This is a genomic window from Azospirillum sp. UENF 112521 (assembly GCF_058780665.1).
Genome location: NZ_JBSNCI010000003.1, coordinates 287,232 through 312,684 on the forward strand (window position 1 = coordinate 287,232; position 25,453 = coordinate 312,684).

Below are 25,453 nucleotides of genomic sequence, written 5' to 3' on the forward strand. Positions count from 1 at the left end.
CTAATAAGAATGGTTCGCATTCTAAGCTCGGTGCGGCTATACCGGTGGGGCCGGCGTTCCGGGCGATGGCCCGATGGCTGCCGGCTTCCCCGCCCCCGGCAATCCGCGCATCCGTGACCGACACCCTCCGCCCTCCCCTCCTCGACGACACCCGGCCCCGGCGCGCCCGATGACAGGCGCCGTCGGCACATGGGCGCGCAAGATCGCCGAGCTGTTCGATGCGCATCGGCTGCGGGTGGAGCGTGCCATCGCGCGGCGGACCGGCGATCCGCAGACGGCGGGCGATCTGGCGCAGGATGCCTTCCTGCGGCTGGCCCGCCTGCCCGACGGCGAGGCGGTCCAGAATCCGGCGGGCCTGCTCTATGTTGTGGCCGACCGCATCGCGCTCGACCATTGCCGGGCCGCCCGGCGCCAGCGCCTGCGCGAGGCCGGGCCGCCCGGCGACGATCTGCCGGCCGCCGGCCCCGCTGCCGACGCGCTGGTCGAGCGGACCCAGACCATGGCCCGGCTGCGCGGCGCCATCGATGCCCTGCCCCCCAAGACCCGCGAGGTGTTCCTGCTCTACCATGTCGAAGGGCTGCCCTACCGCGCCATCGGCGAGCGGCTGGGCATCTCGCCGCGCACGGTGGAGTACCATCTGCGCACCGCACTGGAGCAGTGCCGCGCCCACATGAAACGGCGTCCGCTGCGCTGACGGGCGGAGCCCGCGTCCCGTCGGGTCATTTTCTTTGAGGGATCGGGCTGCGCCGATCGTCTTCCATCATACGAGGCAAACAGGAGCTTGCGGCAGGACGTGACGGATCATTGGGATGACCAGCGCAGGGGAGCGCCAGAGAATGGGTCCGACATTGACGGATCCAATGAGGACCGGCTGTTCTCCGAAGCCAACGCGTGGTTCTTCCGCCTGCAATCCGACGACCACACGCCGGCCGAGCGTGCCGCCCTCGCCGAATGGCTGGCCCGCAGCCCCGCCCATGCCGATGCCTGGACCGACGTGCAAAGCCTGCTGCACGACCTGAAGGAGCCGGCCCGTGCGGCCCACCGCGCCGCCTATGCCGGATCCCGCAGCGCGCCGTCCCGCCGCCCGGCGGCATTTGGCGGTGTCCGGCGCTTCGCCGCGGCGATGGCGGTCCTGCTGGTTGTCGGCGGGCTCGGCGTCTGGCGTGGACCGACGCTCTACCAGGATGCCGTCGCCGATCAGGTCACTGCGGCCGGACAGCGCCGGACAGTGGCCTTGCCAGACGGCTCCACCGCCGAGATGAACGGCGGCACCGCACTGGCGCTCGATTTCCGGGACGGCGAGAGGCGCGTCCGCATCCTGCGCGGGGAGGCGTGGTTCCACGTCACCCGCGACCCCGACCATCCCTTCGTCGTCGATGGCGGGGCCGGCGCCGCCCGCGTGCTGGGCACCCAGTTCAGCGTCCGGCGCGAGGACGGGCGCACGACCGTCACCGTCGGCGACGGGCTGGTGGAGGTCTCCGCCCATCCCGGCACCGACAGCCACGCCCCCTGGCCCGACAGCGTCCGCCTGCGCGCCGGCGAAAGTGCGGAGGCCGGTCCGCTCGGCCTGAGCGGGCCACGGGCGGCCGATCCCGCCGTCGCCTTCGCCTGGCGCCAGGGGCAGATCGTCTTCCGCCAGCAGTCGCTGGCCTCCGTCATCGCCGCGCTGAACGCGCAATGGCCGGGCCGGGTGGTCCTGCTGAACGACGAGGCGGCGGAGCGCGTGGTCTCCGGCGTCTTCGCGCTAGACCGCCCGGATGCCGTCTTCGATGCGCTGGAACGCGGCCTCGGCGTCCACGCCACCCGCATCACCCCCTATCTGACCCTGCTGCGCTGAAAAATGCTGCTGGCCTGAAAAAAATCGGCAGGCCTGAAAAAACCTCCCAGGGATCCCCGCCGTCCCATCGTCATGTCCGGGAAAGAAGAGAATGAGACGCAGTCGCAGAACGCGGCGCGGTCTCTCACCGGATATCAGAGGCGAGCGATGGCATTGGCGAAGTTTGGGGCGAGGTTTGGCATGAAGAGCGGATCTCGGGGCGGTGACCATGGTGGTCCGTCCGGCCGCTTGGTCCTGAAGCGGCGGTTCCAGAAGCGGCGGTTCCTGGGGCGGCTGCTGGCGACGACGGTGCTGATCGCGCCGGGGCTGCTGCTGCCCGGCATTCCCGCGGCGATGGCGCAAACGAACCCGGCCGGCACCTCCGCAAACGCCGTCAGCTTCGCCATCGCGCCGCAGTCGGTCGACGGGGCGCTCGCCGCCTTCTCCGCCGCCACCCGCATCCAGGTGCTGACCCCCGGCGCCGTGACCCAGGGCGTCGCCTCCCCCGGCGTCAGCGGGGCGATGACCGCGCGCGAGGGGCTGAACCGCCTGCTGTCCGGCACCGGGCTGGTCGCCCGCTTCCTCAACACCGAAACCGTCACGGTCGAACGCGTGGCGGCGGGTGGCGCCGTCCAGCTCGACCCGGTGCAGATCGAAGGCAACCGGACCGCCGGCGGCCCCGGCGCCCTGCCCCTGGCCTTTGCCGGCGGGCAGGTGGCGCGCGGCGGGCGGATCGGCGCGCTCGGCAACCAGGATGCGATGGACGTTCCGTTCTCCGTCACCGGCTACACCGCCGAGACCATCCGCAACCAGCAGGCGGAGACGATCGCCGACGTGCTGGCCAATGACCCGGCGGTGCGCAGCAGCCTCGGCTACGGCAATTTCGCGGAAAGCTTCGTCATCCGCGGCTTCCAGCTGGCGGGCGAGGATTTGTCGGTCGACGGCCTCTATGGTACGGCGCCGCGCCAGATCGTCGCCACCAACATGTTCGAACGGGTTGAGGTCCTGAAGGGCGCCAACGCCTTCCTGAACGGGGCGGCCCCCAGCGGCTCCGGCATCGGCGGCGGCGTCAACCTCGTGCCCAAGCGGGCGGAGGACGAACCGCTGACCCGCCTGACCGCCAGCTATGCCATGGACAGCCGGCTCGGCCTGTCCGCCGATGTCGGCCGCCGCTTCGGCGACGCCAACCAGTTCGGCGTGCGCGTCAACGCCGCGGTCCGCGGCGGCGACACCGCCGTCAACGACGAGGAGCGGACGCTGAAGCTCGGCTCCCTGGCGCTGGATTACCGCGGCGAGCGCGCCCGGGTGACGCTCGACGTCGGCACCCAGACCCAGCGGGTGGAGCAGGGCCGCCCGGTGGTCTATTTCGGCAGCTTCGTGCCGGCCGTGCCCTCGGCCTCGCAGAACTACGCGCAGCCCTGGACCTATTCGCAGATGCGCGACACCTTCGGGCAGGTCCGCGCCGAATACGACATCCTGCCCAACCTGACCGCCTACGGCGCCTTCGGCCTGCGCAGCATGCGCGAGGACGGCGACTACGGCTCCCCCACCGTCACGCGGCCCGACGGCACCGGCACGGTCAGGCGCCTGACCGTCCCGCGCGAGGATTTCACCAGCACCGGCCAGGCCGGCGTCCGCGCCGACCTGCACACCGGCCCGGTCCGCCACCAGCTGAACGCCGGCGCCTCGGCGCTGCGGACCACCAACAACAACGGCTTCGAGTTCGGCACCACCACCGCCATCAACCTCTACCGCATGGTCGGCATGCCGCGTTCGGCAACGACCTCGGCCAGCGGCATGACGGGCGACCTGCCGAAGGTCAGCGAGTCGGTGCTGCGCAGCGTCTACGCCTCCGACACGCTGTCGATCCTGGACGACCGGGTGATGCTCACCGCCGGCCTGCGCCAGCAGAACATCCAGGTCCGCGGCTACAACCGGGCCAACGGCGCCCGCACCTCCGATTACGACCAGTCGGCGCTGACGCCGGTGGTCGGGCTGGTGGTGAAGCCGCTGAAGGAACTGTCGCTCTACGCCAACCGGATCGAAGGGCTGGCCCAGGGTCCGACCGCCCCGTCCACCGCGGCCAATGCCGGGGAGATCTTCGAGCCCTACCGCTCCGTCCAGTACGAGGTCGGCGGCAAGCTCGATTTCGGCAGCTTCGGCGGCTCGCTGTCGCTGTTCCAGACCACCCAGCCCAGCGGCGTCACCGACGCCTTCACCCGCCTCTACAGCGTGTCCGGCGAACAGCGCAACCGCGGCGTCGAGCTGATGCTGTATGGCGAACCGGTGCAGGGCCTGCGGCTGCTGGGCGGCGCCACCTTCATCGATCCGGAACTGACCGACACCGGCAACGCCGCGACCGAAGGCAAGGACGCCGTCGGCGTGCCGCGCCACCAGTTCAACGCCAACGTCGAATGGGACCTGCCCTTCCTGCCCGCCTCCTTCCCCACCGTGACGCTGACCGGCCGCGTGATCCACACCGGGGCGCAGTATCTCAACACCGCCAACACGCTGAAGATCCCGAGCTGGACCCGCTTCGACGTCGGCGCGCGGATGATCGCCGACGTCCAGAACCGTCCGGTCACCATCCGCGCGGCGGTGGAGAATGTGACCGACAAGGCCTATTGGGCGTCCGCCTACGGCGGCTACCTGAGCCAGGGCGCCCCGCTGACGGCCAAGCTGTCCGTCTCGGTCGATTTCTGACCGGCCGGCAGAGTGTTGACGGCGGCATGAGGAGCTTGCGATGACCAACCGAACCATCCGGGCCTGGACGCTGATCCACAAATGGACCAGCCTGATCTGCACGGTCTTCATGCTGCTGCTGTGCCTGACCGGCCTGCCGCTGATCTTCCATGACGAGATCGAGGCGCTGACGGCGGAACACACCCTGCCGCCGATGCCGGCCGAAACGCCGCTGAAGTCGCTGGACGAGGCGGTGGCGACGGCGCTGGCGACCTACCCCGGCGAGCGTCCGCTGTTCCTCAGCTTCGACGAGGACCGGCCGGTGGTGAACGTCACCACCGGACCGGGCGCCCGCCCGCCGGTGTCGCAGATGCACATCTCCGCCATCGACCTGCGCAGCACGCGGATCCTGGCCGACCTGAACGACGACAAGGGCTTCATGCATGTGATGCTGCGCCTGCACGTCGACATGTTCGCCGGCCTGCCCGGCGAGCTGTTCCTGGGGTTCATGGGCTTCCTGCTGTTCGTCGCCACCCTGTCGGGCGTGGTGATCTACGCCCCCTTCATGCGCAAGCTGTCCTTCGGCACCGTGCGGGCCGGGCGCAGCAGGCGGCTGAAATGGCTCGACCTGCACAACATGCTGGGCATCGTCACGCTGATGTGGGTGGTGGTGGTCGGGCTGACCGGCGTCATCAACACCCTGTCGGTGCCGCTGGTCGCCTACTGGCGCTCCAACGAGCTGGCGGCGATGATCGCCCCCTATCAGGGCAAGCCGGTCCCGGAGCGCTTCGCCTCCGTCGATGCCGCCGTCCGCACCGCGATGGAGGCGGCTCCCGGCATGCGCCCGCAATTCATCGCCTTCCCCGGCGTGCGCTTCTCCAGCAACCACCATTACGCGGTCTGGCTGAAGGGAGCCACGCCGGCCACCAACCGCATCCTGACCCCAGCCCTGATCGACGCCGAGACAGGGGCCTTCACCGACATGCGCTCCATGCCCTGGTACATGCTGGCGCTGCGGCTGTCGCAGCCGCTGCATTTCGGCGATTACGGCGGGCTGCCGATGAAGATCCTGTGGGCGGTGCTTGACGTGCTGACCATCGTCATCCTCGGCAGCGGCCTCTATCTCTGGGTCGCCCGCCGCCGCACCGCGCAGGACCACGCCGCCGCCGCTCCCGGCCTGCGCAGCGCCGTCGGGGACGCTGCGGAATGAAGCCGCGCGCGCCCCTCCCCCTGCTGGCGATCTTCGGCATTCCCGCCGCAATCGCGCTCGTCACCGCCGCCGGGCTGGTCACCGCCCTGCTGGACGACGGGCTGGTGGACGCCCTGTCCTGGGCGGCGCTGTCGGTGCCCGTGCTGGCCGCAGCCTGGTCCTGGCGGAACCGCGAGCGCTGACGGCCCCTTCCGGCGCTGCCCCCGGCGGCCTGCGGGGGCCCCGGTTTCCCAGGCCCCCGCATTCCCGTTACGCCGGCACCGGCTGTTCGGCCGGAACGAACGGCTCCAGCCCCGCCCGGCGCTCCACATCCGCCAGCAGGGCGGCGAGGCGGTCGGCATCCGCCTGGACCGCCGCCACGTCGTACCAGCCCGGCAGGTTGTCCAGGTCGGTGCGCGCCGTCGGGGCCTGCCCGGTCACCTCCAGGAGGTTGGTTTCCTCGTTCGGATCCCGGTTCAGGTCGTACATCTCCCATTCCAGCAGGAGCGGGTTCGCCGGGTCGAAGTAGCGGGCCAGCTTGGCGGTGTCGGTGCGCACGCAGCGGATGTGGTTGGGCTGGCGCACCGGGCCGGGGGACAGGTCCGGCACCGGCTTGACCTTGAAGTCGCCGGCACGCACCGCCTCGACGGTCCGGCAATACACCTCGTAGGCGCCGTAATAGTCGGGCTCGGTGATCCGGCCGCCCTCGGAGGGCTGTGTCACCTCGTCGTCGGTCATGAACAGCACGCCTTCGCGCGGCTCGCCGTTGGGATAGGTCACCGGCGTGCCGGGGGCCTTCAGCACCGGGGTCAGGTCGACGCCCGGCAGCGGCGCCATGGTGTGGCGCTTGGCCAGCTCGTCCGCCGCCTTGTCCAGGGCCCTGCGGCCGACGCCGGTCAGGCCCAGCACGGTGGGCACGAGGTCGGCGTGGCTGGTCACGGCCTCCACATGCCGCAGCGAGGTCCCGTCGCCGCCCATCGAGGCCGGGAACCGCACCACCATCGGCACATGCACGGCCTCCTCATAGGCGACGTGCCACTTCTCCAGCATCATGTTGTGGGCGGCCCCCAGCTCGCCATGGTCGGCCACGAAGATCACGATGGTGTTGTCGGCCTGGCCCGAATCCTCCAGGGCCTGGAGCACGCGGTTGATCTGCGGATCGACCTGGGAATGCAGCCAGCCATAGAATTGCAGCAGCTGGATGCTGTACCCCTCCGGATCCTCGGAGAGCTGGAACGGGATGGTGAATTTCAGCGCCATCGCCACCGCGGCTTCCCAGTCGGCGGACCCGGCCACGTCCCCGGCGGCGCTGACGGCGCCATGGCTCGCCTTGGCGGACAAAGCGAGGCCGATCTTGTAGGCGGCATCGAACTGGCAGGACGGCTTGGTCGACAAATCCTCGTCCCAGGTCGGAATCCGACCAGCGCAATCCTGCGGGAAGCCCTGCGGGTTGAGCGGCATCGCCATGGTGCCCTCGGTCGGCGGGTACGACGACTGGCCCTGGAGGGGCACGTCGAGCGGGCCGAACACCGGCTGGGTCTTCGCAGCGCTTCCGTCGGTCGGCGGCAGCGCCTGCGAAATCACCGTGGGGTATGTCGCGATGTCGTGGGGGTTGGTGAAGGACACCACCGCGAACCACGGGCGCTCCGCCGCGTCGGTGGCCGGGGTGTTGGAACCGGGCCGCGCCTCGTCCGCCGAAACCCCGTAATTGTAGGGCAGCGCCAGCCCGCGGCGGCGCAGGAACAGGCAGGCGTTGTCGGCGAAGCCGGCGTCGCGGTAGAGGCCCAGGTTGTTGATCGCCGCCCCATGGGGCTCGGGATAGGACAGCTCCCAGTCGGAGAAGCCGTAGCGCTGGAGCGAATGGCCGGCCGGGTTGCTGACATGCCATTTGCCGAAATAATGCGAGGAATAGCCGATGGCCTGCATCCAATGGCCCATGGTGGGATGGCCGTCGGCCTCCAGCCACGGGAAGCGCGCCGCGTTGCCGTCCTTGAACATGCCGTCGGTCTGGGTCACGCCGGTGCGGTTGCCGTACTGGCCGGTGAACATCACCGCGCGGCTGGGGGTGCAGGCGCTGGACCCGATGGTGTGGTTGTGCAGCGCCACCGCGTTCCGGCGCAGCCGGGTCAGGCCGGGAAAGAAGCGGGCATAGTCGTTCTCGCCCACATCCGCCTCGCCCCGGAAGCCCAGGATGCGCTTCAGCGGTTCCGCCAGCCCGCCGTTGGGGCCATAGGAGAAGCGCGGGTAGCGGTATTGATCGACGGAAATCAGCAGGATGTTGGGCTGCGCGCCGTTGCGCTGCGGCCGGTTGGCATGCTCGGTCATGACACTATTATCCTTTTGCAATCCATATTGGGGAAAAGCAACGTCAATGGGCAATCGGCCTTCGGAAAAGGAATGAATTTCCGTTGTGGAGGCTGGCCAGAGCCCTGTTTCTTCGTTTACGCCCCAAAGGTAGTTTGATAATATTCAGGGCGTCAAACGGTATTGGTGGCAATTTTAACTTGGAAATCGTAAATTTTATTCATACTGGAGCATGCATTTCCCTTCAAGGTCACCTCATATCTTTTGGAATCTCTGCTGCAACGCAGAAAATCGAATTTCCCGCTCCATTCCTCCCGCCGAGGCCGAGGAGCGTTTCCTTGACCATTGTAGCGTCTACCCCTACCCTCCGGCCCGGTTCATGCTGGGGAGGGGACGGTGAAGGGCGACGAGTTGCGGACCCATCGGGAAGCGAAAGGACTGTCGCAGTCCGAGTTCGCCGTCTGGCTGAACGAACGGCTGCAACGCCGCTACGACAAGCAGAAGATCAGCCGCTGGGAAAATGACGCGGAGCGCATCCCGGCGGCGGTCGATGCCCTGATGACGCGCGAAATCAACGGGCCGGAGCCGGAAAGGTTGGGCGGCCCGGCCCTGGTCGTCGTCGTGGCGAACCAGAAGGGCGGCTGCGCAAAAACGGTGTCGGCGGTGAACATCGCCTCGGCGCTGGCGATCAAGGGCTATGCCACCATGCTGATCGACTGCGATCCGCAGGCCAACGCCACCCAGCATCTCGGCATCGACTCCTACACCATGGAGACGGAGGGCAAGACCCTCTACTACGTCATGCATGGCGACCTGGAGCTGGACGACATCCTCGTCACCGTGCCGGAAAGCGGCCTGCGCGTCGCCCCCTCCTCCATCCGTCTCGCCGAGACCGAGGTGGAGCTGGGCAAGGAGGCCGGCGGCGATTTCATCATGAAGGAGAAGATCGCCGCGGCGAAGCGCAGCTTCGACTTCATCGTCATCGACACGCCCCCCAACATCGGCGAGCTGACCAAGAACGCCATGGTCGCCGCCCACACCGCAGTCATCCCCTGCCAGACCGAGAAGTTCAGCCTGCTCGGCATGGCCTTCCTCTTGGAGAACGTCACCAAGATCCGCCGCCGGATGAACACCGGCCTGTCGGTGCTCGGCATCGTGCCGACCATCTTCAAGCAGCGGGAGCGCAACGACCGCGAGGTTCTGGAGCAGATCCACGAGGAATACGGCCCGCATCTGCGGGTGTTCGATCCGGTGCCGAAGGCGTCGGTCTATGCCCAGGCGACCTCGGTCGGCCGTGCGGCGGTGGAAGCGATGCCGGACGTCGCCGGCGCCGCCGTCTACCGCGATGTCGCGTCCGCCCTGGCCGAGGAACGCACCGCCCGCATCAAGGAGGTCGACCGTGTCGCGTAGTCTTCTCGGCAAGGCAACCAAGCCGGCGCAGAGCGCCACCGCAACCGCCAGGATGAAGGACGCGCTGTTCGGCCTCAGCCGCCATGCGCCGCATCTGGTGGAGGTGCCGGTCGACCGCATCGCCCCCAACCCGAACCAGCCGCGCCGCGAGTTCGACGAGGAGGAGTTGCGCGGCCTGGCCGCCTCCATCGAGCGTCACGGGCTGCAACAGCCCATCGGCGTGCGCCAGACCGCCGACGACCGCTGGCAGCTGGTCTATGGCGAGCGGCGGCTGCGGGCGACGCGGCTGCTGGGGCGGGAGACCATCTTCGGCATCCTGTTCACCGGCGACGACGACGAGGAGATCGCCATCGTCGAGAACCTCCAGCGCAGCGACCTGAACCCGCTGGAGGAATCGGACGCGCTGGCCCGGCTGGCCGAACGGCACGGCTATTCCCACCGCCAGCTCGCCGAGGCGCTGGGCCGCAAGAAGACCTACGTCACCATGATGCTGTCCTTCCAGCGTCTGGCCCCGGCGATCCGCGAGGACTATCCCCTGCTGCGCCCGACCAAGGCGAAGCTGGAGGCGCTCGCCGCCATCGACGACCGGGACGAGCAGCTCCGCGCCTGGGAAAAGCTGAAGCGCGCCGAGATGGGCCCCCCGCCCTCCTCCCCGGCGGCACCCACCGCCGGTCCGTCCCGGCGCGAGCCGGTCAGCGCGCCCGCCGGCATCGCCTCCAGCGCCCTGCCCGCCCGGACCGCCAAGCCGGTGTTCCAGGCCCGCGACGTGCTGCGGGACCTCCAGGCCAAGCCGCAGTCGCTGTCCGACACCGACCGTCAGGCGCTGGCCGACATGCGCAGCGCCATCGACGCGATCCTGGCCGCGGCCGGACAGTAAGACCGGTCGGAATCCGACCACCGCAGGACGGATGGTCGGATTCCGACCGGGAGATGAACTCTCCCATCTGAATCTCCCTCTCCCCAGGGGGGAGAGGGGACTTCTGGCCCCAGCCCGGGGCACGCCGTGAATGTCGGGCAGGCTGTGTCCGCCCCTTCCCCCAAAAGTTGTTGATCTGGCGCAATTCGCACAAGGCCCCCCGGCGCACTTGACCGCGGTCAAGAACTCCCCCGCCGCCAAGCGCTTTCATGCCCTCCGAGACACCAATGCAGACACCGCCGCAAGGTGGCGAACGCCGGAGGATGGCCGTCGTGGGGTTCAGGCGCGTACAATCTTGGGTGGGATCGGCGCTCGTCGCCGTCCTGCTGCTGCTGACCGGGATCGCCCCCGGCATCGCCACGGCGGACGCCGCCGACAGCGGCCGGCTGCTGCCCTATCTGGCGAAGCTGCACCCCGCCGACCTCGTCCCCGGCGCCGACCGCTTCGGCCAGCCCACCCCGAACACCCCCACCGTTCCCGTCTACAAGGGCGCTGCGCTGGTGGGCCATGCCTATCTGACCTCCGACTTCGTCAACACCACCGGCTATTCCGGCCGCCCCATCGACGTGGTCGTCGGGCTGACGGCGGACGGCACGGTGACCGGCGCCCGGCTGATGGACCATCACGAGCCCATCGTGCTGATCGGCATCCCGCCGGCCCGCATCAACGGCTTCATCGACGGCTATGTCGGCAAGAACGTGCTGACGCTCGCCACCCAGAGCGCCGCCAGCCCGCCGGTCGACATCGTGTCGGGCGCCACGGTGACGGTGATGGTGATCGGCGATTCCATCATCCGCTCCGGCAAGAAGGTGATGCAGACGCTGGGCAAGGCCGGGCCGGACACCGCCCCCGCAATCGTCAGATCCGTCGATTTGTCGAAGACGGCGGTGGAGGACTGGACGACCCTGATCGGCGACGGCTCGGTCCGCCGCCTGACCCTGACGGTGGGGGAGGTCAACGCCGCCTTCGAGAAGACGGGCAGGGCGGAGGCCATCGCCCGCGCCGAGGCCGGCAGCCCCGACGAGACCTTCATCGACCTCTACGCCGCCTTGGTGTCGATCCCGTCCATCGGCCGCTCGCTGCTGGGCGATGCCGAGTACGAGACGCTGACCAGGCGGCTGAAGCCCGGCCAGCAGGCGGTGTGGGTGGCGGGGCAGGGCCGCTATTCCTTCAAGGGATCGGGCTATGTCCGTGGCGGCATCTTCGACCGGGTCGAGATGATCCAGCATGAGGGCTCGATCCGCTTCCGCGACAAGATGCACAAGCGGCTGGGCAGCGTCGCCGCCGCCGGTGCCCCCGATTTCCCGGAAATCGGCCTGTTCGTCCTGCCGGAGGGCACCGAGTTCAACCCGGCCGAACCCTGGCGGCTCCAGCTGCTGGTCCAGCGCGCCATCGCGGCACTCGACAAGGTGTTCGTCACCTTCGACCTCGGCTACCAGCCGCCCGACAAATACCTGAAGACCGAACAGCCGGCTCCCACCGCCGCATCTCCCGATCCGTCCGCCAGCCACAGCCCGGCCATCCGGGCCGCCGGTGCCGAGGCCGCGGAGGAGGCCGCCGAAGTCCCGCTGTGGCAGCGCATCTGGCAGAACCGGCAGGCCGACATCGCGGTGCTGACCTCCGCCATCCTGCTGCTGACCGGCATCTTCTTTTTCCAGGACCAGTTGACCAAGCGGCCGAAGCTGTACGAGCGGGTGCGCACCGCCTATCTGGTCTTCACGCTCGTCTGGCTCGGCTGGTACGCCACGGCCCAGCTGTCGGTGGTCAATGTCCTGACCTTCGCCAACGCGCTGCGCACCGACTTCCGCTGGGACTATTTCATGATGGACCCGCTGGTGTTCATCCTGTGGTTCTCGGTGGCGGCGTCGCTGCTGTTCTGGGGCCGCGGCGCCTTCTGCGGCTGGCTCTGCCCGTTCGGCGCACTTCAGGAACTGGCGTCGAAGGCGGCCAAAAGGATCGGCATCCGCCAGATCACCGTCCCCTTCGCCCTGCACCAGCGGCTGTGGCCGATCAAGTACATCGTCTTCCTGCTGCTGTTCGGCGTGTCGCTGCAATCGCTGGGCACGGCGGAGAAGGCGGCGGAGATCGAGCCGTTCAAGACCGCCATCATCCTGCATTTCGTCCGCGACTGGTGGTTCGTCGCCTTCGCCGTGGCGCTGCTGGCCGCCGGGCTGGTGATCGAACGCTTCTTCTGCCGCTATCTCTGCCCGCTGGGTGCCGCGCTGGCGATCCCCGGCCGGCTGCGGATGTTCGACTGGCTGCGCCGCTACAAGGAATGCGGCAGCCCGTGCCAGCGCTGCGGCAACGAATGCCCGGTGCAGGCCATCCACCCCGACGGCTCGATCAACCCCAACGAATGCATCCAGTGCCTGCACTGCCAGATGCTCTACCACCACGACCACAAATGCCCGGTCATGATCCAGAAGCGGCAGAAGCGCGAGAAGTGGCAGGCCGCCGAGGCCAAGCTGGCCGCCGAGAAGGAGGCAGCCGCCCGCAGCGCCCCGGCCCGCAGCACGGCGGCGACCGCCGACCCGGCCACCGGCCGGCTGACGATCCGGCCGCACGGATCCTGAGCCACACACCCTCACCCCGATAACGGGACCCGGTCGCAACGGGCCCCATGACACCCCGCAAGGCGGGGGCAGCGAAGGAGCAGACCATGTCGAGCGAGACCAACAACAGCGCAGGCGTCAACCGCCGCGCGCTTCTGGGCGGAACGGCGAAGGCGGCGGCCCTTGCCGGCCTCGGCGGTGCCGTGGGCGGGGCGACCGCCGGCGGCATCGCGGGCAGTGCCCTGTTCGGCGCCACCGAAGCGATGGCCGCCAATGCCCAGGCCGGCCACCTCAACGCCGAGGTGAAGCCGGGCGACCTCGACGAATATTACGCCTTCCATTCCGGCGGGCATTCCGGCGAAGTCCGCATCCTCGGCCTGCCGTCGATGCGCGAGCTGATGCGCATTCCGGTCTTCAACCGCTGCTCCGCCACCGGCTGGGGCATGACCAACGAGAGCCGGAAGATCCTGACCGAGCATATGCTGCCGGAAACCAGGAAGTTTCTGGAGACGCGCGGCGGCATCTATCTGAACGGCGACGCCCACCACCCGCACATGTCGTTCACCGACGGCACTTACGATGGCCGTTACATCTTCATCAACGACAAGGCCAACACCCGTGTCGCGCGCATCCGCTGCGACATCATGAAGACCGACACCATCATCGAGATCCCCAACGCCGCCGCCATCCACGGTCTGCGCCCGCAGCGTTATCCGCGGACCGGCTACGTCTTCGCCAACGGCGAACAGCGCGTGCCGACCCCGAACGACGGCCGCGACCTGACCGCCACCAAGGCCTACAAGTCGCACTTCACCGCCATCGACGGCGACACGATGAAGATCGCGTGGCAGGTCTGGGTCGACGGCAACCTCGACAACACCGACGCCGACTATCAGGGCAAATACGCCTTCTCCACCTGCTACGATTCCGAAGAGGGCGTCACCGCGGCGGAGATGACCAGCGGCGAGCAGGATTGGGTCGTCGTCTTCAACCTGAAGCGCATCGACGAGGCGGTGAAGGCCGGCAAGATCCAGGCGGTGAACGGCGTGCCGGTGGTCGACGGCCGCCACGGCAGCCCCTACACCCGTTACATCCCGGTGCCGGCGAACCCGCACGGCATCAACGCCGCCCCCGACGGCATCCACGTCACCGTCAACGGCAAGCTGTCGCCGACTGTCACCGTCTTCGACGTGCGGCTGCTCGACGACCTGTTCGACGACAAGATCAAGCCGCGCGACGTGGTGGTCGCCGAACCGCAGTTGGGCCTCGGCCCGCTCCACACCGCCTATGACGGCCGCGGCAACGCCTACACCACCCTGTTCCTCGACAGCCAGCTGGTGAAGTGGAACATCGACAAGGCGCGGCGTGCCTTCAAGGGCGAGAAGGTCGATCCCATCGTCCAGAAGCTGGACGTCCAGTACCAGCCCGGCCACAACCACAGCTCGATGGGCGAGACCAAGGAGGCCGACGGCAAGTGGCTGGTGTCGCTGAACAAGTTCTCCAAGGACCGCTTCCTGAATGTCGGCCCGCTGAAGCCGGAGAACGACCAGCTGATCGACATCTCCGGCGACGAGATGAAGCTGGTGCATGACGGCCCCACCTTCGCCGAGCCGCACGACACGCTGATCGTCCACCGCTCCAAGGTGAACCCGCGCTCGGTCTACGACCGCAACGACCCGCTGTGGGAAGAGGCGCGCCAGCAGGCCAAGAAGGACGGCGTGGTGCTGGAGGACGACGCCAAGGTCATCCGCGACGGCAAGAAGGTCCGCGTCTACATGTGGCAGCGCGCCCCGGCCTTCGGTCTGGAGGACTTCACGGTGAAGCAGGGTGACGAGGTCACCGTCTATGTCACCAACATGGACGACATCGACGACCTGACCCACGGCTTCAGCATCACCAACTACGGCGTCTGCATGGAGGTCGGCCCGCAGGCGACCGCGTCGGTCACCTTCACCGCCGACCGGGCCGGTGTCTACTGGTACTACTGCCAGTGGTTCTGCCACGCCCTGCACATGGAGATGGCCGGCCGCATGATCGTCGAGCCGTCCTCGACCTGATCGCCTCTCCCCCTGCGTTCCCCCTCTCCCCCCCGGGGAGAGGGTCGGGGTGAGGGGGATGCAAGGCGTGGCGTCGCTTGGTGCGCAGGAGCTTCCGATCCCAGCCAATCCTCGCCACGCGTCCCCCTCACCCTAACCCTCTCCCCGGGGGGAGAGGGGATCCCCCCACCATCGGACTCCCACCATGTTCCTCCGCTCCGCGACACTCCTCGCCGCCGCCCTGGCCCTGCCGGCCCCGGCGCTCGCCGCCACGGCGACGGTCGCCCCCGGCGGGCTGGAGGCGGCGCTGGCGTCCGCGGCGCCGGGAGACACGCTGGTGCTGGCTGCCGGGGTCCATCCCGGCCCGCTGACTGTCCGCACCCCGGTCACCCTGACCGGAGAGCCGGGGGCAATCATCGACGGGCAGGGCAACGGCAGCACGCTCACCATCCTCGCCCCCAACGTCACCCTGCGGCATCTGGAAATCCGCAATTCCGGCCTCAGCCTGATCGACCAGAATGCCGGAATCTTCCTGGGCAAGGAGGCCCGCGGCGCGGTGGTCGAGGACAACCGCCTGCGCGACAACCTGATCGGCGTCTATATCTGGGGCGCCGCCGACAGCCTGGTCCGCCGCAACGACATCGTCGGCCGCACCGACCTGCGCGTGTCGGAACGCGGCAACGGCATCCAGCTGTGGAACGCGCCGGGGACCCGTGTGCTCGACAACAGCGTGCGCGAAGGGCGCGACGGGCTGTTCACCACCTCGTCCCGCAAGAACGTCTTCTCCGGCAACCGGTTCGAGCATGTCCGGTTCGCCGTCCACTACATGTACACCAACGAGTCCGAGCTGACCGACAACGTCTCCGTCGGCAACAATGTCGGCTATGCGGTGATGTTCTCCAACACCCTGCTGATCCGCAACAACCGCTCCAGGGCGGACCGCGAACACGGGCTGATGCTGAACAACGCCAACAGCGCGCGCATCGAGGGCAACGTGATCGAAGGCCGCTTCGCCGGTGCGCTGTCCGACGCCGGCGAGGCGCTGCCCGACAGCGACATTCCGCGCGACAGCGAGGCGATGAGTGACCGGCTGCGCAGCGGCACCTGGAAATGCGTTTTCATCTACAACGCCAACAAGAACCGCTTCACCGGCAACCGGTTCGAGGGCTGCGAGATCGGCGTCCATTTCACCGCCGGATCGGAACGCAACAGCCTGACCGGCAATGCCTTCATCGGCAACCGCACCCAGGTGAAGTATGTCGGCACCCGCTATCTCGACTGGTCGGAGAATGGGCGCGGCAACTACTGGTCCGACAACGCCGCCTTCGACCTGAATGGCGACGGCATCTCCGACGAGCCCTATCGCCCCAACGACGTGGTCGACCGGGTGATGTGGGAGTACCCGGCGGCCAAGCTGCTGATGAACAGCCCCGGCGTCCAGGTGATCCGCTGGGCGCAGAAGCAGTTCCCGGCCCTGCACCCCGGCGGCGTGATCGACAGCGCGCCCCTGATGACGCCTCCCCCCATGCCGAGCCTGCTCCAGACTGCCGAAAGGAAACAGCCATGACCGACTTCACCGCACAGGTGCAGGGCGTCACCAAGCGCTATGGCGAGACCGAGGCGGTGCGCGGCGTGGATTTGACGCTGGCGCCCGGCGAATGCGTGGCGATGGTCGGCCACAACGGCGCCGGCAAAAGCTCGCTGATCAAGCTGATGCTCGGCCTGACCACCCCGACGGAGGGGCGCATCCGCGTACTGGGCGGCGACCCGGCCAGCGCCGCCTGCTCCCCCATCCGCCGCCGGATCGGCTTCCTGCCGGAGAATGTCGCCTTCCACCCCAGCATGACCGGGCGGGAGACGCTGGACTTCTACGCCCGTCTGAAGGGCGCGCCCTGCCGCGACAACGACGCGCTGTTCGAGAGGGTCGGGCTGGAGCCCGCCGCCATCAAGCGCCGCGTCGGGACCTACTCCAAGGGCATGCGCCAGCGCTTGGCATTGGCCCAGGCCCTGCTCGGCGGCCCGAAGCTGCTGTTCCTCGACGAGCCGACCACCGGCCTCGACCCGGCCCTGCGCCAGAGCTTCTACGCCATCGTGGCGGAGCTGCGCGACCGCGGCACCACCATCCTGCTGTGCAGCCACGCTTTGACCGAGCTGGAAGGGCAGGCCGACCGCGTCGTGGTGATGAACCGCGGCCGCAAGGTCGCCGACGGCTCGCTCGCCACCCTGCGCAGCCTCGCCCAATTGCCGATCCGCATCCGCCTGACCCTGCCGACCGGCGACATCGACGCGCTCGCCGCACGGGTGGGGGAGGGCGCCGCGCTGACCCGGCTGGCCGGCGGCGTGGTCGAACTGGCCTGCGCCAACGACGACAAGGTCGCCCTGGTCCGCCGCATTTCCTGCAACGGCCTCGCCGTCGATGACATCGAGATCCTCCAGCCCAGCCTGGACGAGATGTACGCCCATTTCCTGCGCCGGGAGGCTGCCGAATGAACACGCTGCTCATCATCGCCGGCAAGGAACTGCGCGAGGCGACCCGCAACCGCTGGGTCGTCGCCACCACCCTGCTGATGGCCGCACTCGCCCTGACGCTCAGCTTCCTCGGCTCCGTCCCCACCGGCACGGTCGGCGTCGGCCCGGTCGAGGTCACCATCGTCAGCCTGTCGAGCCTGACCATCTTCCTGCTGCCGCTGATCGCCTTGCTGCTGTCCTTCGACGCCGTGGTGGGCGAGATCGACCGCGGCACCATGACCCTGCTGCTGTCCTATCCGGTGGCACGCTGGCAGCTTCTGCTCGGCAAGTTCCTCGGCCATGCCACGGTGATCGCGCTGGCCACCGTGGTCGGCTACGGCGCCGCCGGGGTGGCGCTGGCGATGGGCGGCACCGCCATCGGGAGCGACAGCTGGCGCGCCTTCGCTGCGATGATCGGGTCCAGCGTGATGCTGGGCGCCGCCTTCACCGCGCTCGGCTATCTCGCCTCCACCATCGTCCGCGACCGCGGCACGGCGGCCGGCATCGCGGTGGCGGTCTGGCTGGGATTCGTCCTGCTCTACGACATGGCGCTGCTCGGCATCCTCGCCAGCGGCAGCGGCTTGGGGGTGGAGACGCTGAACTGGCTGCTGCTCGCCAACCCGGCCGACGCCTACCGCCTGTTCAACCTGACCGGCTTCAAGGGCGTCAGCGCCTTCGCCGGCACCGCCGGGCTCGCCGCCCATGTCCAGCTTTCGGTCCCGCTGCTGCTGGCGGTGATGGCCGGCTGGATCGCCGCCCCGCTGGCGCTGGCCGCCGCCCTCTTTTCGAGGAAGCAGATTCTGATGCGCACCCTCCGAACCCTCCTTGTCGCCGCCGCCCTCCTGGCACCGCTCGCCGCCTGCAAGCAGGAGAGGGCGGAGGTCGCCCCGCCGCCGCCCGCCACCCTGACCGCCGACGCCGTCGGCCATTACTGCGGCATGAACCTCGCCGACCATTCCGGCCCCAAGGGCCAGATCCTGGTGAAGGGGCAGGAGCGGCCGATCTGGCTGTCCTCCGTCCGCGACACCTTCGCCTTCACCATGCTGCCCGAAGAGCCGAAGGAGATCGGCGCCATCTACGTCACCGACGTCGCCAAGGCGACAGACCCCGCCGCCCCCGACATGACGGCCTGGGTGGAGGCGCGCAAGGCCTGGTACGTGCTGGGCAGCCGCTTGCGCGGCGGAATGGGCGAGGCGGAGCCCTATCCCTTCTCCGACAAGGCCGCCGCCGAGCGTTTCGCCGCCGCCAACGGCGGCACGGTCCTGCGCTTCGCCGACGTGCACGAGGACCGGATCCTCACCCCGCCCGCCGCCACCATGGCCGAGGGAGAGCACTGATGCTGAACAGACGCCGCTTCCTCGCCATCGGCGCCGTCGCCGCCGGCCTGTCGCTTCTGCCGCACCGGCTGCTGCGCGCCGAAGGCGTCCCTGTGCGCGTCTGGCGCGGCGTCGCACTCGGCGCCGATGCCAGCCTGACCATCGCCCACCCCGACGGGGCGCAAGCCGACCGCCTGATCGCGCTGAGCCTGGAGGAGGTGGAGCGGCTTGAGCGGGTCTTCAGCCTCTACCGCCCCGACTCCGCGCTGCGCCGCCTGAACCGCGACGGCCGGCTGGACGACCCGCCCGCCGACCTCGTCCGCCTGCTGTCCGAGGCCGCCGCCTTCGGCCGGGCCACCGGCGGCGCCTTCGATCCCACGGTGCAGCCCCTATGGCAGCTCTATGCCGGCCATTTCGGGCGCGCGAATGCCGACCCCGCCGGCCCGCCGGAGAGCGCCGTCCGCGCCGCCCGCGCGCTGGTCGATGTCCGCGCCCTGCGGGTGGAGCCCGACCGCATCGCCTTCGCCGCCAAGGGGATGGCGGTGACGCTGAACGGCATCGCCCAGGGCTACGTCACCGACCGCGTGACCGAGCGCCTGAAGGCCGAAGGCATCGGCAACGTCCTAGTGGACATGGGCGAGTTGCGGGCGCTCGGCCATCATCCCTCCGGCCGCCCCTGGACGGTCGGGCTCGCCGATCCCAGGGCGCCGGACCGCAGCACGGAGACCGTGGATCTCACCGACGGCGCGATGGCGACCTCGGGTGGCTACGGCACGCAGTTCGACGCCGCCGGCCGCTTCACCCACCTGTTCGATCCCGCGAGCGGCGCCTGTGCCGCCCAATGGCTGGCGGTCACCGTGCAGGCGCCGGACGCGACGACGGCCGACGCCCTGTCGACCGCCCTGTCGGTGGTGCCGGCGGACCGGGCTCCGGCCATCCTGGCCGCCTATCCCGGCGTGACCGCCCGCTTCACCCACCCCGACGGCCGCATCCTGCGGCTGCCCGCCTGAAGTACGGCGACGAGGCTGCGGCAACCCCCTCTCCCCCCGGGGAGAGGGGGAGCCCCCCTCACGCCACCCGCAGAGCCCCCGCGGTGTCGTGGTAGAAGCCGTTGACCAGCGGCGCGTCGATCAGCCCGCCCAGTTCGGCGGCGACCTCCGCCCCGTCGCGCCGCCCCTCCAGCACCGCCCGGAAGGCCTCGGCGACCCGCACCATGTCCATCGCCTGCGGCGACAGGCGGAAACGGTCCACCCCCATCGCCACCAGCGCCGGCATCTCCGCCACCAGGCACAGGCAGCCGTGCGACATCGTCTGGGTGCCGTTGACGGTCAGGAAGGGCTGGCCGTCCATCGTCGTCACCGGCATGCCGTCCGGGTCGTTGCCGCAGACGAACTGGCAGCCGTCCTTGTGCAGCCCATGGGCGCGCGCGTGATAGCAGCGGGCCGAGATGGCGAGCGGCGCCCGCCCCCAGACCTGCACCTCGGTCTCGATCCCCAGCTCCCGCCCGGCCCTCGCCAGCACGGCGACGGTTGCCGCCGGCAGTTCCGCCGGCAGCGACACCGCCACCGCGCCGCGCTCCGCCATCCAGCCCAGCGTCGCCTCGTTGTAGACGTTGATCGTCGGCCCGACCGCATGGGGCCGCCCGGCCAGCAGGGCCAGCGCCCCCATGTCGTTCGCCTCGATCAGGCCGCCCTCCGGCAGGCCGGCATCCGACCCCACCAGATCGCGCATCGCCGAACGCTCGCGCTCGCTGCCGACCAGGATCGGGCTGGCGAGCCACACCGTCTTGCCGGCGGCGGCCAGCCGTTCGATCACCTCGCCCATCGCCTCGGCGAAGAAGGGCGCCCGCTTGAAGCAGACGATCTCGCCGACGATCACGGTGTCCACCGGCGCCTCGTCGGCGATGCGGGCATAGAAGTCGCGCCAGCGGTCGACCGGCCAGTTGAACAGCACCGGGCCCAAAGTGAGTGACGCCGTCATTCCGAAAAACTCCTTATCGCCACGCGCGCGTATAGGCTCCGGTGGTCTGGGTCCCGCCCTCGACCATCGCCTGCAGATCGATGTGCGGCACCGGCCGGCCGGCGGCGAAGGTTTCCAGCGCCTCGCGATAGGCGCGGACCACCGCGGCGATATAGGCCTTGCCGCGCTGCCGCCCCTCGATCTTCAGCGCCCGCACCCCGGCCGCCTTCAGCTCCGGCAGCAGGTCCATGGCATTCAGGCTGGTCGGCTCCTCGAACAGGTAGGCCGGCCCCTCCCCGGCAACGAAGCGGCCCTTGCACAGCGTCGGATAGCCGGCCTGCTCGCCCTCGCCGAAGACGTTGATGGTGAAGCCGCCCAGCGTCGAGGCGAGCGCGCCGCCCCGCTGTTCGTAGCGGACATGGTTGGCCGGCGAACAGACGCCCTGCTTGTTGGGCGACAGGCCGGTGGCGTAGGAGGACAGCGAACAGCGCCCCTCCGCCATCGGGCAGAGGCCGCCGAAGACGAACACCTCGGTCTCGATGTCGATCTCGGCGTTCAGCTTGGCGATTTCCGGCACCGTCAGCACCCGCGGCAGCACGACCCGGCGCACGCCGAAGGCCTCGCGGTAGAGCCGGATCGCCTCGACATTGGCGGCCGACGCCTGGACCGACAGATGCAGGCGCAAATCGGGATGGCGCTTCGCGGCATAGTCCAGCAGCCCCGGATCGGCCAGGATGACGGCATCCACCTTCAGCCGCGCCGCATCGTCCACCGCCTTCCGCCAGGGGCCGAGATTGCCCGCCTGCGGGTAGGTGTTGATGGCGACATAGACCTCGACGCGGCGCGCATGGGCGTAATCGACCGCGTCGGCCACATCCTGCCGGGTGAAGTTCAACCCCGGAAAGTTGCGGGCGTTGGTCTCGTCCCGGAAGCCGAGATAGACGGCATCGGCCCCGGCATCGACGGCGGCCCGCAAGGCGGCCGGCGTCCCCGCCGGGCAGATCAGCTCGAAATTGTCCATGATCCCCTACGCCCCCATGCCCGGCAGCTTCCCCGGCAGCCCGCCGGGCGGCGTCCCCGCCGTCCCGGCGAGCCGTGCCTCCAGCCGCTCGATCCCGCGGCGCAGCGGCGGCGGCAGCAGCCGGCGCGCCGCGTCGATCCGGTCCAGCACCGGCCCGGCATTGCGCCGCAGCACCGGCAGGGCGCGGGCCAGCGGCCCGGCGATGGAGGCGGCGTCGGCCACCAGATCCATCTCGTCCTCGCCGTCCAGCGTGTTGCGCAGCGCGAGGATCAGCGCGGTGTCGCCGGAAATGCTCAGTTCGCGCCGGAAGAACAGCGCATCGCCGTCGATCCGCCCTTCCAGCAGGTCGAGCAGCTTGTCATAAGGCCCGCGCACCACCGCATCGGCCCCCGCCTTGCCCAACGCCTCGCCCACACCGTCGGCGCCGCGCGGCAGGGCGTGCAGCGACATCTCGGGCCCGACGCGCATCAGCAGGGCGACCGGCGCGTCCACCGGCTCGATCAGCACGCGGGCGTCCGGCATCTCGCGCAGGGCCTCGAAGGCGCGCGGATGACGGTCGGCCAGCAGCCGCAGCAGCCGGGCGAGCAGCGCATCGCTGGCCCGCCGCCCCAGCCTGGGCACCAGCCCCAGCCCGGCCCGGCTCAATCCGGTCTCGAACCGGCGGGCACGCTCGCCGGCGGGGGAATTGCAAACGGAAACAGTCTGTGCGGCATCGGGATCGCGCATGGGCGGCTTCCCTCCTCATCGGTCATTCCGCCGCCCATGAAAGCCGGCAACCGCCTGACGTCATTGACCTCGGTCAAGTTCAAGCTTGAAAAAGCCCTTGGCGTCAGGCCGCGCTCGCCGGCACAGGAGCGGCCGCTCAAGGTCGTACAGCCGGCGCTTCTCCCGGCCGATGCGGTGTTTCAGCGCAGCGCCCCGAAGGACCGCCGGGGCCTGCCAGGGGATCACGCCCGGGATCGCGCCGGGGGATCGCCCCCGGGATCACACCGAGCGGCCGATTTCCGGCCGGGGCATCCGTTGTGTCTTCGATGGCTGTATGAATCTCAACGGTGCATTGCATGCATGTCTGTTGACATTGTAGGCCTCAACGGAGCATACAGTCACGCATTGTATGGATGAATTGATTGGATTTCCTCTCGGGGAACCAAGCGATGCCATCCAAGCAGGCGTGGCCGCCTCTTCGGTACAGCCACGCCAACCCAGCCGTCTGTCTTCCGCGCGCAGGCGCGGCAGACAAGGCCCCGCGCCCGACCCGACCGCCGTCGGCATCCGCTGACGAAGGACGGCGTCCTGTCCTGACGTTATTCGCAGGGAGATGTTCAAGATGTACGACTGGTTCCCTCTGGTCTTCTTCCCGTTCAAGATCATCGTGTTGGGCACGGGGATGTTCTTCGCCATCAAGTGGCATCACGACCGGGCGAAGGAGGAACAGGCGAAGAAGGACAACGAAGCCGGCAGGCGGTAAGCGCCCGCCGACGCTGCCGGTTTCCGCTCGATCCGCGCTTCGCAATGAGCCGGGCTGTGGCACCGCTCACAGACCCGGAGGCCGGATGCGTCCAGGATCGCCCCATCGCCGCCGACCATCCCCCGGTCGATTGAACGGCACCGAGATGTCAGCCCTTTCGGACGGAGCGATCCCATGACCATCCTCTGCATCAGCGCCGCCACCTCGATCCTGAGCCTGGGTCTGCTGGCCGGGTTCGACCTCTGCGTCGCCCTGCCGCCGAAAACCGCCGGGGCAAGGGCCGCTGCACCCGCCCGCCGCCGGTCCGGCGAGGACATGATGGGCTGAAGCCCGGCCGATCCCCGGCCCTTGCAACGGCCCGACCGCGCCATGCCCCCGGTCGCGATCAGGTCTTCGTCGATGTTCCTATCCTTCGGAACGGGATTCGTGCGAAAGTGCCGACTTGCAGAAACGGCCTTCGCCGGAGAGGACCGTACCGCGATGGATCAGCGCTCCAGGCCATCCACGCCACTCGCCACGCTCACGAAAGCGCTCGCGCAGATCTCGCGGGCCAGAAGCACGGACGATGTCGTCGCGACCATCCGGGCCAGCGCGAGGTCCCTGATCGGCTGCCAGGGGATCGCCATCGTCCTGAAGGAGGGCGACCTCTGCCATTATGTGGAAGAGGACGCGATCGGTCCGCTGTGGAAGGGGCAGAAGTTTCCCGCCTCCGCCTGCATCAGCGGATGGTCGATGATCAACCGGAAAACCGCCGTCATTCCCGACATCTCGCTTGACGAGCGGATCCCTCATGAACTGTACCGCGAAACCTTCGTGCGCGCGGTCGCGATGGTGCCGGTGCGTGCCGATGACCCCATCGCGGCGATTGGGGCCTACTGGTCGCAGCCCTACAACCCGGATGGCTGGGAAGTCGAAACGCTCGAAGCGCTGGCGGAAGCCGCCGCGACGGCCCTTGAGACCACCGAGGTCATTGCGGCGCTGAAGGCCGGCCAGCAGGCGCAGCCCCGCATATTGGGGCAGAAGACCGCTGCAGAGGACTTCGCCGGGACCGTTGGCAAGGTCTCCGGAATCGCGGCCGTACCGACCATCCTCGATGTCGTGCTGCGCATGACGGGCATGGGCTTCGCGGCCGTCGCCCGTGTGACGGAGACACGTTGGGTCGCCTGTCAGGTGCTCGACCCGGTGGGCTTCGGTCTGAAGCCCGGCGACGAACTGCCGGTCGAGAGCACGCTCTGCAACGAGATCCGGAGTCATCGCCGGACCATCGTCTTCGACGATGCCAGCGCGGATCCGCAATATTGCGACCACCATACCCCCCGGATCTATGGGCTGGGGAGCTATATCTCCGAACCGATCATCCTGGCGGACGGCGAGTTCTGGGGCACGCTCTGCGCCATCGACCCGAACCCGGCCAAGGTGGACAACCCGCAGGTGCTGGGCGCCTTCAGGCTTTTCGCCGAACTCATCGCCCATCATCTCGACGCGGAGGCCCACCTCAGATCGACGACCGCGTCGCTCGACCGGGAACGTGAACTGGCGAACCTGCGTGAACAGTTCGTCGCGGTGGTGGGACACGACCTGCGCAACCCCATCGCGGCGCTGGACGCCGGGACGACCCTTCTCCTGAATGGCGGCTGGACCCACCAGAGCCCGCTGGTGCTCAGGCTGATGAAGGCGAGCCTCTCGCGGATGTCCGGTCTCGTCGAGAACGTCATGGATCTGGCGAGGGCACGGATGGGCGGGGGGATCGCCCTTGCGGTGGCGGAGGGCGATCTCGCGGCAACTCTCCAGCACGTCGTCGACGAAATGCGGATCGCCCATCCCGGCCGTAAGATAGCCGCACTGTTCGACCTGCCCGCGACCGTCACCGCCGACCATCCCCGCCTTGCCCAGATGGCATCCAACCTGCTGTCGAACGCCGTCACCCACGGCTCCGCCACGATGCCGGTCCGGATCGCCGCCGCCGCCGTCGCGGGCGAATTGACCATTCGCGTAACCAACGCGGGACGGCCCATCCCGCCGGAACAGGTCGATACGCTCTTCCTGCCCTTCAGGCGGGGGGAGGGGAGGACCGAAAGCAGGGGGCTGGGCCTGGGGCTCTACATCGCATCCCAGATCGCCCAGGCCCATGACGGCAGGATCGACGTGCGGTCCGACGCCGACGAGACATGCTTCACCTTCACGATGCCGTTGAAGGCCTGACATCGGGGGAGGGAAAGGAACCGGGCAGGATGGAACACCACCCGGAACCCTGTTCCACGCCGTTCCATCCCCCC

General features: G+C 69.1%; 20 protein-coding genes. 16 read left to right on the forward strand and 4 right to left on the reverse strand.

Going from position 1 to position 25,453, the window contains the following annotated elements; genetic code table 11:
* Positions 1 to 169: 169 nt before the first annotated feature.
* From ACWPN8_RS17050 to ACWPN8_RS17070, 5 genes are all read left to right on the forward strand, one after another.
* Positions 170 to 694 (forward strand): RNA polymerase sigma factor, encoded by a 525-nt coding sequence (locus ACWPN8_RS17050; protein ID WP_492241565.1) that lies wholly within the window; start codon positions 170 to 172, stop codon positions 692 to 694.
* Between the two features lie 99 nt (positions 695 to 793).
* The gene (locus ACWPN8_RS17055; RefSeq protein ID WP_492241566.1) at positions 794 to 1,837 is read left to right on the forward strand and encodes a FecR family protein; all 1,044 of its coding nucleotides are present in this window, start codon (positions 794 to 796) and stop codon (positions 1,835 to 1,837) included.
* 180 nt (positions 1,838 to 2,017) lie between these two features.
* A complete protein-coding gene (locus ACWPN8_RS17060; RefSeq protein ID WP_492241567.1) occupies positions 2,018 to 4,519 on the forward strand; it encodes a TonB-dependent siderophore receptor in 2,502 nt (833 codons plus the stop codon).
* A gap of 40 nt (positions 4,520 to 4,559) precedes the next feature.
* The gene (locus ACWPN8_RS17065) at positions 4,560 to 5,708 is read left to right on the forward strand and encodes a PepSY-associated TM helix domain-containing protein (protein WP_492241568.1); all 1,149 of its coding nucleotides are present in this window, start codon (positions 4,560 to 4,562) and stop codon (positions 5,706 to 5,708) included.
* Positions 5,705 to 5,890, forward strand: coding sequence for a hypothetical protein (locus tag ACWPN8_RS17070; RefSeq protein ID WP_109451099.1), 186 nt, complete (start codon positions 5,705 to 5,707; stop codon positions 5,888 to 5,890). Before ACWPN8_RS17065 ends, ACWPN8_RS17070 begins: the two co-directional genes overlap by 4 nt.
* A 67-nt stretch (positions 5,891 to 5,957) precedes the next feature.
* Here the strand turns inward: ACWPN8_RS17070 and ACWPN8_RS17075 are convergent, their stop codons facing one another.
* Entirely contained in the window at positions 5,958 to 8,012 is a 2,055-nt protein-coding gene (locus ACWPN8_RS17075; protein ID WP_492241569.1) for a sulfatase-like hydrolase/transferase, read from the reverse strand.
* 375 nt (positions 8,013 to 8,387) lie between these two features.
* Here ACWPN8_RS17075 and ACWPN8_RS17080 point away from each other — a divergent pair, with 375 nt between their 5' ends.
* The 8 genes from ACWPN8_RS17080 (at position 8,388) to ACWPN8_RS17115 (ending at position 19,739) form a co-directional block, all read left to right on the forward strand.
* Positions 8,388 to 9,401, forward strand: coding sequence for an AAA family ATPase (locus ACWPN8_RS17080; protein ID WP_109451103.1), 1,014 nt, complete (start codon positions 8,388 to 8,390; stop codon positions 9,399 to 9,401).
* Positions 9,391 to 10,278 carry a ParB/RepB/Spo0J family partition protein gene (locus ACWPN8_RS17085; protein ID WP_492241570.1) on the forward strand — a complete coding sequence of 296 codons (888 nt, stop codon included), beginning with the start codon at positions 9,391 to 9,393 and terminating at the stop codon, positions 10,276 to 10,278. Before ACWPN8_RS17080 ends, ACWPN8_RS17085 begins: the two co-directional genes overlap by 11 nt.
* 302 nt (positions 10,279 to 10,580) lie before the next feature.
* Positions 10,581 to 12,890, forward strand: coding sequence for a 4Fe-4S binding protein (locus ACWPN8_RS17090; RefSeq protein ID WP_492241571.1), 2,310 nt, complete (start codon positions 10,581 to 10,583; stop codon positions 12,888 to 12,890).
* Positions 12,891 to 12,976: 86 nt separating this feature from the next.
* On the forward strand, positions 12,977 to 14,926 hold the full coding sequence (gene nosZ / locus ACWPN8_RS17095) for a TAT-dependent nitrous-oxide reductase (protein ID WP_109453225.1): 1,950 nt from the start codon (positions 12,977 to 12,979) through the stop codon (positions 14,924 to 14,926).
* 184 nt (positions 14,927 to 15,110) lie between these two features.
* Complete coding sequence (locus ACWPN8_RS17100) at positions 15,111 to 16,472, forward strand: nitrous oxide reductase family maturation protein NosD (RefSeq protein ID WP_492241572.1); 1,362 nt, start codon at positions 15,111 to 15,113, stop codon at positions 16,470 to 16,472.
* Complete coding sequence (locus tag ACWPN8_RS17105) at positions 16,469 to 17,395, forward strand: ABC transporter ATP-binding protein (protein ID WP_492241573.1); 927 nt, start codon at positions 16,469 to 16,471, stop codon at positions 17,393 to 17,395. Before ACWPN8_RS17100 ends, ACWPN8_RS17105 begins: the two co-directional genes overlap by 4 nt.
* Positions 17,392 to 18,750, forward strand: coding sequence for a DUF2705 family protein (locus ACWPN8_RS17110; protein WP_492241574.1), 1,359 nt, complete (start codon positions 17,392 to 17,394; stop codon positions 18,748 to 18,750). Before ACWPN8_RS17105 ends, ACWPN8_RS17110 begins: the two co-directional genes overlap by 4 nt.
* A complete protein-coding gene (locus ACWPN8_RS17115) occupies positions 18,750 to 19,739 on the forward strand; it encodes an FAD:protein FMN transferase (protein ID WP_492241575.1) in 990 nt (329 codons plus the stop codon). The genes ACWPN8_RS17110 and ACWPN8_RS17115 overlap by 1 nt, the downstream gene beginning before the upstream one ends.
* Positions 19,740 to 19,797: 58 nt before the next feature.
* Here the strand turns inward: ACWPN8_RS17115 and ubiV are convergent, their stop codons facing one another.
* The 3 genes from ubiV to ubiT are packed head-to-tail and all read right to left on the reverse strand — an operon-like array spanning position 19,798 to position 22,435.
* Positions 19,798 to 20,709, reverse strand: coding sequence for a ubiquinone anaerobic biosynthesis protein UbiV (ubiV, locus tag ACWPN8_RS17120; protein ID WP_492241576.1), 912 nt, complete (start codon positions 20,707 to 20,709; stop codon positions 19,798 to 19,800).
* A 13-nt stretch (positions 20,710 to 20,722) separates the two neighbouring features.
* Entirely contained in the window at positions 20,723 to 21,709 is a 987-nt protein-coding gene (gene ubiU, locus ACWPN8_RS17125) for a ubiquinone anaerobic biosynthesis protein UbiU (protein WP_492241577.1), read from the reverse strand.
* A 6-nt stretch (positions 21,710 to 21,715) separates the two neighbouring features.
* Positions 21,716 to 22,435, reverse strand: coding sequence for a ubiquinone anaerobic biosynthesis accessory factor UbiT (gene ubiT / locus ACWPN8_RS17130; RefSeq protein WP_492241578.1), 720 nt, complete (start codon positions 22,433 to 22,435; stop codon positions 21,716 to 21,718).
* A gap of 601 nt (positions 22,436 to 23,036) precedes the next feature.
* Here ubiT and ACWPN8_RS17135 point away from each other — a divergent pair.
* The 3 genes from ACWPN8_RS17135 (at position 23,037) to ACWPN8_RS17145 (ending at position 25,379) form a co-directional block, all read left to right on the forward strand.
* Positions 23,037 to 23,177, forward strand: a complete 141-nt coding sequence (locus ACWPN8_RS17135; protein ID WP_167421690.1) for a hypothetical protein — start codon at positions 23,037 to 23,039, stop codon at positions 23,175 to 23,177.
* 174 nt (positions 23,178 to 23,351) lie between these two features.
* Positions 23,352 to 23,504: a hypothetical protein gene (locus tag ACWPN8_RS17140; RefSeq protein ID WP_158285439.1), complete on the forward strand. Its 153-nt coding sequence runs from the start codon at positions 23,352 to 23,354 to the stop codon at positions 23,502 to 23,504.
* 153 nt (positions 23,505 to 23,657) lie between these two features.
* The gene (locus tag ACWPN8_RS17145; RefSeq protein ID WP_492241579.1) at positions 23,658 to 25,379 is read left to right on the forward strand and encodes a sensor histidine kinase; all 1,722 of its coding nucleotides are present in this window, start codon (positions 23,658 to 23,660) and stop codon (positions 25,377 to 25,379) included.
* The last annotated feature ends 74 nt before the right edge of the window (positions 25,380 to 25,453 follow it).